The organism is Ehrlichia canis str. Jake (assembly GCF_000012565.1).
Classification (GTDB): Bacteria; Pseudomonadota; Alphaproteobacteria; order Rickettsiales; family Anaplasmataceae; genus Ehrlichia; species Ehrlichia canis.
Map to the genome: position 1 here is coordinate 1,085,471 of NC_007354.1, position 13,454 is coordinate 1,098,924.

The 13,454-nt window shown below is 29.3% G+C and carries 10 protein-coding genes and 1 rRNA gene; 5 read left to right on the forward strand and 6 right to left on the reverse strand.

The genetic code is table 11. The annotated features are described in order from the left end of the window. Positions 1–292: 292 nt before the first annotated feature. Complete coding sequence (locus ECAJ_RS03975; protein ID WP_011304883.1) at positions 293–1,558, forward strand: M16 family metallopeptidase; 1,266 nt, start codon at positions 293–295, stop codon at positions 1,556–1,558. Between the two features lie 427 nt (positions 1,559–1,985). Here ECAJ_RS03975 and ECAJ_RS03980 read toward each other — a convergent pair whose 3' ends face one another. Both ECAJ_RS03980 and secB read right to left on the reverse strand, forming a co-directional pair. Then, positions 1,986–2,705, reverse strand: a complete 720-nt coding sequence (locus ECAJ_RS03980; RefSeq protein WP_011304884.1) for a DsbA family protein — start codon at positions 2,703–2,705, stop codon at positions 1,986–1,988. A gap of 86 nt (positions 2,706–2,791) precedes the next feature. Beyond that, complete coding sequence (secB, locus tag ECAJ_RS03985) at positions 2,792–3,325, reverse strand: protein-export chaperone SecB (RefSeq protein WP_011304885.1); 534 nt, start codon at positions 3,323–3,325, stop codon at positions 2,792–2,794. A gap of 114 nt (positions 3,326–3,439) precedes the next feature. Between secB and ECAJ_RS03990 the strand changes: the two genes are divergently transcribed. Continuing rightward, a complete protein-coding gene (locus ECAJ_RS03990; protein WP_011304886.1) occupies positions 3,440–4,078 on the forward strand; it encodes a Tim44/TimA family putative adaptor protein in 639 nt (212 codons plus the stop codon). Between the two features lie 1,027 nt (positions 4,079–5,105). Here the strand turns inward: ECAJ_RS03990 and ECAJ_RS03995 are convergent. From ECAJ_RS03995 to fabD, 3 genes are all read right to left on the reverse strand, one after another. After that, positions 5,106–6,341, reverse strand: a complete 1,236-nt coding sequence (locus tag ECAJ_RS03995) for an MFS transporter (protein ID WP_011304887.1) — start codon at positions 6,339–6,341, stop codon at positions 5,106–5,108. Between the two features lie 67 nt (positions 6,342–6,408). Next, positions 6,409–7,017, reverse strand: a complete 609-nt coding sequence (gene tmk, locus ECAJ_RS04000) for a dTMP kinase (protein ID WP_011304888.1) — start codon at positions 7,015–7,017, stop codon at positions 6,409–6,411. A gap of 261 nt (positions 7,018–7,278) precedes the next feature. Beyond that, positions 7,279–8,250 (reverse strand): ACP S-malonyltransferase, encoded by a 972-nt coding sequence (gene fabD / locus ECAJ_RS04005; protein WP_044262203.1) that lies wholly within the window; start codon positions 8,248–8,250, stop codon positions 7,279–7,281. Positions 8,251–8,349: 99 nt separating this feature from the next. Here fabD and rpmE point away from each other — a divergent pair, with 99 nt between their 5' ends. The 3 genes from rpmE (at position 8,350) to guaB (ending at position 11,141) form a co-directional block, all read left to right on the forward strand. After that, positions 8,350–8,658 (forward strand): 50S ribosomal protein L31, encoded by a 309-nt coding sequence (gene rpmE, locus ECAJ_RS04010; RefSeq protein ID WP_231243029.1) that lies wholly within the window; start codon positions 8,350–8,352, stop codon positions 8,656–8,658. A gap of 37 nt (positions 8,659–8,695) precedes the next feature. Next, a complete protein-coding gene (locus ECAJ_RS04015; protein ID WP_011304891.1) occupies positions 8,696–9,487 on the forward strand; it encodes an NAD kinase in 792 nt (263 codons plus the stop codon). A 196-nt stretch (positions 9,488–9,683) separates the two neighbouring features. Next, on the forward strand, positions 9,684–11,141 hold the full coding sequence (gene guaB / locus ECAJ_RS04020) for an IMP dehydrogenase (protein WP_011304892.1): 1,458 nt from the start codon (positions 9,684–9,686) through the stop codon (positions 11,139–11,141). A gap of 2,189 nt (positions 11,142–13,330) precedes the next feature. Here guaB and rrf read toward each other — a convergent pair. Further along, positions 13,331–13,446, reverse strand: a 5S ribosomal RNA gene (rrf, locus tag ECAJ_RS04025). Positions 13,447–13,454: the final 8 nt, after the last annotated feature.

A 13,454-nucleotide genomic window follows, 5' to 3' on the forward strand; every position in this document is an offset into this window, starting at 1 on the left:
ACAATAACAAATTATTGTACAATAATACACATTATTTTGAGTAGCAAATTTAAAAACACAATATAAACTATATTTTCATTAATCAGTATTTATACAAGTATAAAAGCTATCCAAACAGATAATATATTTGTAAATTAAAATTCGCAAAATTATTAGAAAAAATACTTTATGAAAATTCTTTAAGGTTACTACAAATCATAATTTTTGCATACCAATATTTTATTATATTTGTTGCTGTTATATCATTAACTGTATACACTATAATACATTAATTTCTTATTTTTTTAAAGTCATGTCACCAAGTATTACACAGTTTAGAAATAACTTTACGATAATAACTGATACAATGCCTCATGTAGAATCTATATCTATTAACATCTGGATTAATGTTGGAAGTAGATACGAAAATACAAACATAACCGGTATATCACATTTCTTAGAGCACATGGCTTTCAAAGGTACTAAAACTCGTACTGCACTTGATATAGCACAAATCTTTGATGACATTGGTGGAAATTTTAATGCACATACAGATAGAGAACACACTGTCTATCATGTAAAAACATTAAAAAGAGACATTAAAATAGCTATAGAAGTTCTTGCAGACATAATACTAAATTCACAATTTCCACAAGAAGAAATAGACAGAGAAAAAGGAGTAGTATTACAGGAAATATATCAAACCAATGATTCTCCTACTAGTATAATTTTTGATAAGTACATAGAGGCAGCTTATCCTAATCAAATATTTGGAAAATCTATTTTAGGAACTCCAGAATCAGTAACTAACCTTTCTAAAGAAGATCTCCAGACTTATATGAGTGAGTACTACCATGCTGGAAACATGTTATTATCAGTAGCTGGAAATATCACACATGAAGAAGTCATTGATCTAGTATCTCAGCATTTTTCTAACATGAAAAAATCAGAACCTAAAACAGCAGCACCATCAGTTTACTATAGTGGAGAATATAGAGAAATAAGAAACTTAGAACAAGTACATTTAGTCATAGGATTTCCTAGTGTTTCATATAAAGATGACCTATTTTACACTATACAAATTTTAGATTCAATATTAGGGAATGGCATGTCATCACGTCTTTTTCAAAAAATCCGTGAACAACTAGGACTAGTATATACCATATCATCTTTTAATTCCAGCTACAGTGATAATGGTATTTTCTCCATATATGCAGCAACAGATAAAAACAATTTAATCCAATTACTTACCACAATAGCTTCTGAAGTAAAAAGCATTACCATGAATCTAGAAGAAAATGAGATCACAAGAGCAAAAGGTAAATTAATCTCTGAGATACTAATGTCAAGAGAGAGCACTACTGCACGTGCTGAATCTTTAGGATATTACTACTCTCACTATAATCGATACATTTTAAAAGAAGAACTAATAAAGAAAATTTCTGAGATTACACTTACAGATCTACAAAATTGTATCCATAACTTATTAGGTAGTAATAATAAAATAACATTAGCAGCTATAGGTCAGATTGAAAATTTGCCTTCTTATGGTGATATAGTGCAAATGTTTCACACATAATAGAAACTGTAGCACTTAATGTTTATAAAACTAAATAGACTTACTAGTTAAGAAATATAACGTTACAATGTTTATACACATCTATTCCTAGATAATTAATTACAAACGTAGAGCTGTATTATGATATTTACTTCAAAAATAAGGCACAAAAACTAACTATACAAACACTAAATCACACAGTAGAATTATATTCACACTAATGATTAACTATAACACAAACGCATTACACATATCTATTTTAAATTATATAACTCAAAGTTCATTCATATATAATGTCAATTACAAACACTTGACATAAGCCTTTCGGCTAATAGATGCATTACACATCCTATAAAATTATATCAATAAATAAAGATTTTCACATATAATACATTCTATAAATGCTTAACTTAAAATTCTTAATAGTTAAGATCAATTTTATTAAAAATTAAGATTTTCCACTAACTAGTGAATAATTTGGATGTAACATTATTAGCTCATCAATTGTTTCGGAAAAACTTTCAATATCATGAGATTTATCATACTTTTTTCCATTAATAAAAAATACAGGAGTAGCATTTACCTGTAACTTCCTATTTGCAACAAATTTTTCTTGAATAACATAATTCATTATATCTTCATCATTAATGCACTTCTCAAATCTTTCATCACTTATATTACTAATTTTTGCAATATTGGATAACACACCTAAGTCTTTATAATTAGTTACCAGTGCTTCTATTGAGCTAAATACGGCTCTAGTATAAGTAAAAAATCTACTAGCAGTATTATAACATGTACCTAACATAGCAGCTTTTAGTGAAACATAGTCTAACGGAAAGTTCCTAAAAATATACAGTACTTTGCCTGTTTTAATGTACTTACGCTCTAACTCTGGAAATACATTCAATGTAAAATGCGCACAATGCATACAAGAAAACGAAGCGTATTCTATTATTACAACTGGAGCTTTTGTATTACCTACAAAACGATCATTAGGTAACAAACTTAATAATTTTTTAGCAGTAATATCGTCACTCAACTTAACAAGAGTATCAGAATAAAACTTTTCCGTAATCTCTTCCTGACTATCAGAACAAAAAGCAACACCAAAAAAGGAAACCATTGCTAACAAACAAAATAGCTTCCCTAATATTAAAAACTTCATAATATAAAAAACCTGTAGTTAATTTAATTTAACTACAAATTACTACAAGTCGTCTTAAATCACAAATTAAATTATAGTTAACAAAACTACTTTTCAGTATGTTGACCATTATCATTTTGTTCAGCAGCATTCTGTTTTATTTGAGATTCATACATTGCTTTAAAATCAACAACATCAAGCATTAACGGAGGGAATCCACCTGTCGCAGTAATTCTAGAAATCAATTCCCTAACAAATGGAAACAAGATACTTGGAGCAGAAATTAACAACATATCTCTCATATCCTGCTGGCTTAATTCCTCTCCATTACTTGCATCACTATTTTCAACGGAAAACACACCACAATACTTAACTTCACAAATAAACGCTACTGTAGTACCAACACGAGCTTCAGCATTAACTTGCAGTGTAACTTCATATAATGGTTCTACTTTATTGTCTAAAGATTGCCCATTTTCTTGATCTTGTGCTTTTACTGGAAGACTTACAGAACTAACGTTAACAGAAATATTAATTTCAGGTGGAGTTTTACTAATCATTACAAAGATTTGAGGAGAATTTTGATTCTCAAATGAAAGATCCTTAATATACTGACCCTTAACTTTCAATTTATACGACATACTAACAAGCTCCCAAGTAAAATAATGTAATTAATTATTGATTAACGTACACTAAGCTATAATATTAATTGAGTATACACAGTATATACTTTTGTCAATAAAAATTAGGATTATATGGTTGAATTAGCAATATATGCATTGTTAGCAGCATTCATTTTTTTCCGACTATACAACTCACTTGGAAAAACCTCAGGATTACAACCAAACAACCATTCACAAGCTATAAGCATTGTAGTAGAAGACACACAAGAATACGATGATGCTGAAATTGAAATAGAATCCGTAATGGATACTTGTAATAAAGATGAAAAATCAATAATCAATCAAATTAAAAAGAAAGACAAAGAATTTTCACTAAAACACTTCATGGACGGGTCAATAAAGGCATTTGAAATTATAATAAAAGCCTTTAATGAAGGTAATGTACATATATTGTCTATGTTATTAGACACCAATTTATATAACTCATTTTCAGAAGAAATAGAAAATAGAAAAAAGCTTAATCATGTATATGAAGATATTATTGTATCAGTAACATCTCATAAAATAATAAAACTAGATCTTTCAGGGAATATTGCATATATCACAGTAAAGTTTATCACTGAACAAATAAACTTTGTAAAAGATAAAGATGATAATGTAATACAAGGCAGTACATCAAAGATCAATAAGATTGAAGATGTATGGACTTTCAGAAAGGACATTACACTTTCCAATAAAAAATGGTACCTCAATGCCATTCAATCAGAATAATCCCAAATAAATTTTAACAGTCCTTACAAAAATCTATAACTATCAAGCAATTTGTTAAGTTTACAAATCCATAAAAACAAACCATACATGTTGCTTACAAGTTTATATTCTGAAATACCTTTTCATAAAAATAGCACATTTGCTATTCAACAATTAGAATAACTCCAAATAAAACTTAACAATATAGTTCATACAAAAACCAGATTTATATTCTTTCCAATTTATCAAGCTGTACAAAAACTCACATGCTATCTAGATAAATTTATTTCACCTACAATATTATGTTCAGATATTAAGATCAACAATTTTACAATTGTTATTAGTAATTTATATAGCAACAATGTGAATTCTTTTCAACAAACTATAGAAATCACTCCTTACACTGTAACAAACAGATAAATTCATACTACTCTTACACAAGAGTAAATAATGATTCATGAATACAATAATACAAGTATATCCAATGTAACATTAGGATATATATTAATAACAAAATAATTTAATAACACATCAAATACAATTTTTTTATAAAACTTGAAGCCAACAAAGCAATATGCTAAACTATTTATACATATATCCTAATTAGTATAAGACATTCATTACAATTAAATGCTAGTTATACTTTTAAATACATAAAAGACAAACAATAATTCATAACAGTACTACAAACCAACATGAAAACAATTTCTTCACTATCTAAACATCATACAATTAAGTGTTTAGCATTACATTCCTAGTAAATAGAAGGAATAACAGGTTATTAGATCAACAGAATAAAATTATTTGATTATTACTACAACTCAAAACTGTAGCTCTATACCACACTAAGAACATAAACAAATAAACTGAAGTAAAAGTATTACATGTAATTAGCTTTATCGATTAATCAAGAAAATAATAATTAATACATATGTTAAATAGTACAGATCAAGTACTGCTAATAAACTCTATACTCTCAACAGAAAAATACAGTTATATATAACACCTATATTCTATAGACAAATTATATACAACTGTATTAGTAAGGTTACTTATTCTCTCTAACTGTATATTTAAGATATACAAATCCTATAATTCCTATTAACAAACCACCAGGAACAAATAACATAGATTTTAGCATCAATGCTTTAGTATACACTGGTTCTGACCCTACAATTTTGCCATCCCACAATACATCTATTACACAAGATATAGCAGTATGGAAAAAATAACCAAAAGCCATAGCTATCATGTTATTCACAGCAGTAGCTAACGCAACTACACTATCATTAACATAACTCAACACCTTACAAGTTGTGATGATCTGATATGCTGAAAAGAACCCTATAAGGAAGAATAACACTGTTACCAATAAAGCATTGGAGCTATTAATATACAATATTAAGAAAGGTATCATCATACCAAAACCAGAAGCTATAAGCAAATTCCAGCCATTAAATGACATGTTCTCAAACATATAAGGTAAAATAAATGCACCAAAGCACACACCAATAAATATTGTAGAAGGAAGTAAAGCAGATGCTTCTTTATCCATATTACCTACTGCTCTTAAAAATGAAGTTACCCATCCATCAGCAAAACCTTCCAAAGGTCCTATCATGAAGCCTGCAAGCAAGCTGATTATAATAATGTACTTATTACATATAACCAACTTAATGTTACTCAATATACTATTACTAGCGTCATCAATACCACCCCTATCATAAGGCAACATAAAGACATATAACAATACTGCCAACACAGCACCTATAGCAATAAATATGAGGAATAAATTTTCCCATCCAAGCTTATCCAATAAAGATAAAACTGGTAATCCCCCATACATTGCACCTAATAGTCCTATTATAATAGAAATACCAGACATTCTAGCAAATCTATTATTATAATACATATTAGCAACCTTAAAAAGACCAAGAGCAGATCCAGCTGAACCGATACCTGTGACTATTCTCCCAATTTGAGCAAATAACCACACATCAGATATTAATAATGGGACTAACCCAATAAATGTCAAAACAACACAAATTGGTAATACTACTCTGGGACCATATTTATCTAAAAAAATACCTATCGGTATATGTGCTAATGTGTATCCAATGTAATACAATCCAGAGAACTGACCAAATGCTATAGCACTAATTTTAAATTTCTCTATAGATATAGATGCAATAACATTAGGAAGTACTCTCAATATATATTGATATGCATAAAACATTGATACCAAAAACCATGCTAAAAATTTTCTATTCAAAACATCCCCCATAATTAATTTAAATCTGTTAAATTTATAAAGTTATAAAAAAAACAAGACGAATATGCTATTCACAAATTTATACCATTTGCAACACCTTTACTATTTTCAGATGTATAAGATTGATACCATCAATATCACAAATCTCATTGTTATCAGTAATTATATGGCAACGATGCGGATTTTTTTCAACAATACTATAAAAACCATTCCTTACCCTATAATAAAACTCTAGTTCAGCAAATTCATACCCATTCTTACAAGACCTAGATAATGATTCATGAACATCAACATCAATAACAAATGTAATATCAGGATACATATCAACAACAAGATCATTCAACTGACATATCAAATTACAATCAATTCCTTGTCCATAACCTTGATATGCAATTGTTGAATCAATAAATCTGTCACAAACTACTATTTTTTTTTGCATTAAAGAAGGTTTTATTACTTTCATAAAATGCTCTCTACGCATAGCAATAAAAAACAATAACTCTGATAGACTATCTAACCCTTTAGCCTGAAATAATAAGTCACGTACTGCCTCATTTAATAAAGTGCCACCAGGTTCTCTAGTCAACACAACATTGTTAACACCATATATCTTAGATAAATACTCTGTTAACAAGTGTGATTGAGTAGTTTTACCAGAACCATCTATACCTTCAAAAGTAATGAACATAACAATCAATTAACCTTATTAGATAAAAACACTTTATTATTTTATTAATTGAGTAATATGCAAGCAAGAATACCTAAAGTTATCTACACCTAAGAAAGATAAGTATAAATATACTTATTCTTTACTAAATTTATGCGGTCATCATAGCCAGAAGATTTATTAATATAAAAAAACCATTCAACTAAGACAGCGATGCACAAAAAACATAACTGAAACTATAGTAGGAAGATAACAAAGATCGTTACAAGCACATACTACATTCTACGCATTAACAAAACCGGCATTTACAGCAAAATGCTGCGTTATAGAATCAATACAACTTGCCGTGTTCACACTAACAGCAGAAACATTTGGACTAATCCTTTTCACCAACCCTGATAGCGTAGTACCAGCACCAACTTCAATAAAGCACGTGCACCCTTGTTTTATCATATACAAAATACTTTCACGCCAACGAACTCTACTTATTAGCTGTTTAGCTATTAAATCTTTGATCATGAGACAATCAGTATATTCTGTTGCAGATACATTAGATATAACTTTGACTAATGGCATTTTCATATCTTCAATACGCTCAATAAATTGCTGTAATTTATCACATGCAGAGTTCATCAATGATGAATGGAATGGTCCACTGACTTGTAACTTTATAACTTTTTTTATACCAGTATCTTTTATCAAGTCTGGTAATTGCTCAAGAGCTGCTTTAACGCCACTAACAACAACTTGACCATCACAGTTATCATTAGCAATTTCACAAACTCCATACTCTTGTGCCATTTTCACAACATTTTCTACATCTTCTAAGCTACCACCTATTAATGCACACATTCCTCCATATCCTAGAGGCACTGCATCATACATAGCTTGGCTTCTTATTAGCAGAAGTTGTGTAACTTCATATAAAGTTAATGCGCCAGATGCACATAACGCTACACATTCACCAACTGAATGTCCTGCCATGTACTTTACCTTATTAAATAAATGTATTGGCTTACCTAAGACATACTCTATAGCCCGCAATGTTGCTATAGAAGTCACCATTAATGCTAATTGCGCATTATCAGTTGAAGTTAAATTTTCGATAGAACCTTCGAACATTATTTTAGATAACTTTTTATTCAATATGTCATCTACCTCATGAAAGACATAACGAGCAACAGCAAAGTTGTCATATATATCTTTCCCCATAGATACAAATTGAGAGCCCTGACCAGGGAACATCAAAATCATCTTATACATCCTCGATCACCTATCAACTATATAATATCTCGTTATAGCAACTTAGTCAAAATAATTTACATATCCATCATTAAAGTCCCTTAATATAAATTGACAAATGACACATATAAATGCTACAAACATAGGTTACAAATAAATTTATACTACAAAACATTTGAAAAGGTTTACAGAATGAAAAAAGGGATACATCCAGAAACCAATGATATATTGACTATATTTACCAACGGAGAAGAAAGAAAAATGAAGTCCACTTTAGGTAAAAAGAACGAATTAATAAAAATTCACCTAGAAAGTGACTGCTTTAATCACCCAGCGTGGAATCCAAACCTCAGAACTGTGAGCAAAAAAAATAGCAAAGCTGCAAAATTCATTAGTAAATTTGGCGATTTAGATCTATAAAATCAATTTGTACGCGTGTTTTTTTTCGTAATTGCACATGAGTAAATATAAAAACATTGGATATGTTTTTTTTGATGACTTTGATAAAAGTGTAGCTCTTACTCTAGAGAAGCAATATGGTCTTATAGATATCAAAAAAAATAAAGAGGCTGCTATTGATTTACTTGTAGTAATAGGTGGTGATGGGTTAATGCTACATAGCTTACATAACTACATAGTCAGTAAATACATTAATATACCAGTTTACGGTATCAACTATGGTACTGTAGGATTCTTGTTAAATCAATATTCAGACCATAACCTTATAGATCGCATTAATCAGTCTGTTCCAACACAATTAACAGTGTTAAATATGGTCGCTATCGATACTAATAAAAATCAGCATAATGCTATTGCTATAAATGAAGTTTCTTTATTTCGTAGTACTCATCAAGCTGCAAACCTACAAATAAAAATCAATAGTAGATTAGTAATGGAAAAACTAGTATCAGATGGTATTTTAGTGTCAACACCAGCTGGTAGTACAGCTTATAATTTTTCCGCAGGAGGTTCTATATTACCTTTAAGTTCTAACGTTCTATCTTTAACTGCAATCAATTCATTCAGACCAAGACGTTGGAGAGGAGCTATATTAACAAATTCTACAATAATAGAGGTAGATGTTATTAACCCAAAAATACGTTCTGTATCAGCAGTTGCTGACTACACAGAATTTCGTAATATTACAAACATCAAGATAAAAAAAGACAATGATATTACTATTACACTATTGTTTGATAAAGGGCACAACTTAGAGGAACGAATTATTAATGAACAATTCTCTGCGTAAGTAAAATGGATAATACAATGACCGCAAGCACCTTAATTAAATAGCCTTTTTTAATTCCCAAGGTATAAGAAATTATCACGTCAGATGTAGCATATGTAGTAAGTAATCAATACACACACAGATTATATTGAGTAATATTATTGCAAAAATAATTAAAAATTAATATACTCTATGACAAATCTTTTATGGAAAAAAAGTGGAACTTTCTTATGCCTTTGACGATATACTAATTATTCCATCAGCATCCAATGTATTGCCCTCAGAAACAGATGTTACAACTTACATAACAAATGAAATAGAGTTAAAAATTCCTCTTATTTCCGCAGCAATGGACACAGTAACAGAAGCAAAACTTGCCATAGCATTGGCACAACATGGAGGCATAGGCTGTATACATAAAAACTTACCTATAGATAAGCAGCTACTTGAAGTCAGGAAAGTAAAAAAATATGAAAGCTGGATAGTGTACAACCCAATTGCAGTTTCTCCTGATGATAGTTTAGCAGTAGCACTTTCAATAATGGAAGAATATAGCTATTCAGGAATACCTGTAGTAACAGATACAGAAAATGGCAAACTTTTAGTTGGCATACTAACAAACCGTGATGTAAGGTTTATCGAAGATAAAGGCTGTAAAGTAGCTGATATAATGACTAAAGATCACTTGATTACAGTTCCAGAAGGTATAGAGCGCGCAGATGCAATAAAATTACTACATCAATATAGAAAAGAGAGACTTATAGTAGTAGATAATAATTACTGCTGCGTTGGTCTTATTACAGTAAAAGATATAGAAAAATTCAATCAATTTCCAAACTCATGCAAAGATAGTGGGGCAAGGTTAAGAGTAGCAGCAGCAGTAGGTACGGGAACAAAAGATGGTATAGAAAGGGCTGAAGCATTAATTGCAGAAGATGTTGACATAATAGTTGTAGACACAGCTCACGGACATTCTGAAAGAGTTTTAACAACAGTCAAAGAAATTAGGTCTTTATTCCCTCATGCTCAAATAATTGGAGGGAATGTTGCAACAGCAGAAGGAGCACAAGCACTAATTGAAGCAGGAGTAGACTCTGTTAAAGTAGGAATAGGACCAGGATCAATTTGTACAACGAGAATTGTAACTGGAGTAGGTGTACCACAGTTCTCAGCAATTCTAAATGTTGCAAATGCATGTAAAAATAAAAAAATCAAGGTTATTGCTGATGGAGGTATTAAATATTCTGGAGATATAGCAAAATCTATAGCAGCAGGAGCAGATGTTGTAATGATAGGATCCATTTTTGCAGGCACAGATGAGAGTCCAGGAGAAATTATAATTTACAATGGACGTGCATATAAGTCATACAGAGGCATGGGATCAGTTGGAGCAATGAAACATGGATCTGCAAGTCGTTATTTCCAGGAGAATAATCATAAATTTATTCCAGAAGGTATAGAAGGCAGAGTCCCACTTAAAGGACCAGTTGCAGGAGTAATCCATCAGTTAGTAGGCGGGTTAAAGTCTGCAATGGGGTACACAGGAAACAGGAATATAAGTGATATGAAAACAAAATGTAAATTTACTAGTATCACATCAGCAGGGTTACGCGAAAGTCACGTTCATGATGTTATCATTACTAGAGAGGCATCAAATTATGATCCACTAACATAACAATTAATATTTAAAATCTCTATTAAAACCCATAATGAAAAAATACCACAAGTATAAATTCTAATATTATACTAGTAATACCATACTCACATAACTTAACAATTACTAATGATGTTTCTACAAAAGATAACAACACTAATTATGTAATGCTTCCTTACAATTAAAAACACGAAGACCATAAATATTACTCACCATGATATCATGTGCACATGCAATAATTAATATGATGATACCCATTACATGATAAATAAAACACCATAACACGAAACTAATACTGAGAAAAATGTTTAAACAAAGTGACTATTATCATATCAACAAATAACATTGATAACTCAACAACTATTAAAAACATTAAACTCTATTCTCCTCATAGGATAACCAAAATACTAAAATCACTATTGAAAATTTATGAAAAAGAATGAACACACTAACACTAAATTCGCACAATAGAACAACATAATAAAATTACGCGAATATTACTCTAGAAATCATTCCTACAAAAACATCACATTATGAGTTTCCATAAGATATCACTATACTAATATTTCCATAAAACTTATAGCTAATAAAAAATGTGAAAAACATTTGAAAATATAATTAACTAGTGCTACCAAGCAGAACTATACAAGAATCATACTTAATAATGCAAATCTATAAGGAAATATTAAATTACAATCTTTACATAACAATCAACGTATATTTATTAATTACTATCAAAAATTATTATCAATAATTTAAACCAGATAAACTCATTAGTGACCAACATTACAGAAAGTTTAAATACATATAATATTTATCAAAGAACCACCTTATGCTAAAGAACAAAGTATAAAAAACATAGTTTCCTCACTCAATCCACTACTATGCAATACAGAAGTTAAAGAAAAATTTTTTTAGATGCTTACAAGCTCTTATCCGCAGAATTTTTCAAAAGAAAATTATATTATTTATTTCACAATTTATACAAAATACTATCAAAAATCAAACATTTAGGCATAAAACACTACTAAACTCTCAAAAATAATACAAATCATTATTACTACACATTTTAAGAAAATTTATATTTAATTCATGACATTCCAAAACAAAAAACTAAGCATACAATAAGTAAAAAAAGTGTTTAGTAGTTATTAACAAAAGTTATTATAAGTTTTATAAAAAAACTCCTGAAAATTAAATTTATATAGCATTTATCATGCATATTTTAAGCATTATCAAAAACAAAATCTAAGTAAATGCAAAAAGTTTCAAAATTTTACAGCTTTTTTAAAAAACACACTTCACAGCTAAATGCACATGATATTTATTACAATATCCTAAACACAATACTATAAAATTAAAACTCAGTAGAATAAGTAAAAATTCTCATACTTGTTCAACAAAAGCACTTTTCATAAATTTTATACAGTAAGAACTTTAGAAAATTAAACGTTATACGGCATTTATTAGAATATTCTCAAACAAAGAAATTATCAAAACTAAAACCTAGATAAATCAGCAAAAAAGTTGCTAAATTTTAGAGAGTTACAAACCTTCAAAAAGTACATGTAAAAACTGAATCACACATTGCATTCATTACAATGCTCTAAAATAAAAAATCATCAAAACTAATAAATAAGCTAAAAAAATTTTTACACTACATTAGTAAGAATATTATTTAAATACGCCTTTACAATGAAAAATCTTTACAACAAAAACTTTTACAATACCTTATTTATACAAAAATTCCATAATAAAGCACAATATAGAAACAAAAACTATAAACAAAAAAAGCTTTAAAAAGCATAACAATTATACAGTTATATGATAAAATGAAATTTTAAAACTGCAATAACATAAGACAAGTACCAGTTGTTGTGCTAACAGAATCACTAAGTATGGATAGGATAATTACTGAAAGCATCTAAGAAAAACCATGTCATAACATTAGCTTAAAAATAAAACACTAAATAAAGTAAAATAATTATAACAATGAGAATTAGCTAAAAAGATATAACAGTAAATTAGAGCTTGTCAGGAGTTAGCTGCTTTTAAAATCAGAAAGAAAAAAAATATGAAAGTTATATACAAACACAATATTCCCTGATGATAGTATAGCAATAGGATTTTTAATCATGGAAGAATATAGCTACTCAAAAATACTTGTAATGTAGAAAATAAGATAAAAAGAAGGATTTATAGCTTAACAAGGGTGGCAGTGACTTACTCTCCCGTGCCTTAAGACAAAGTACCATCAGCGCTAGAAGGCTTAACTTCCAGGTTCGAAATGTAAGCTGGGTGTACCACTTCCGCTATTACCACCAACCCAATTAA

Bases quoted from the DNA above. Each gene is read 5' to 3' on its own strand.
- ECAJ_RS03980 (WP_011304884.1), bottom strand. From the start codon at position 2,705: ATGAAGTTTTTAATATTAGGGAAGCTATTTTGTTTGTTAGCAATGGTT.
- ECAJ_RS03975 (WP_011304883.1), top strand. From the start codon at position 293: ATGTCACCAAGTATTACACAGTTTAGAAATAACTTTACGATAATAACT.
- ECAJ_RS04015 (WP_011304891.1), top strand. From the start codon at position 8,696: ATGAGTAAATATAAAAACATTGGATATGTTTTTTTTGATGACTTTGAT.
- tmk (WP_011304888.1), bottom strand. From the start codon at position 7,017: ATGTTCATTACTTTTGAAGGTATAGATGGTTCTGGTAAAACTACTCAA.
- fabD (WP_044262203.1), bottom strand. From the start codon at position 8,250: ATGATTTTGATGTTCCCTGGTCAGGGCTCTCAATTTGTATCTATGGGG.
- secB (WP_011304885.1), bottom strand. From the start codon at position 3,325: ATGTCGTATAAATTGAAAGTTAAGGGTCAGTATATTAAGGATCTTTCA.
- ECAJ_RS03995 (WP_011304887.1), bottom strand. From the start codon at position 6,341: ATGGGGGATGTTTTGAATAGAAAATTTTTAGCATGGTTTTTGGTATCA.
- ECAJ_RS03990 (WP_011304886.1), top strand. From the start codon at position 3,440: ATGGTTGAATTAGCAATATATGCATTGTTAGCAGCATTCATTTTTTTC.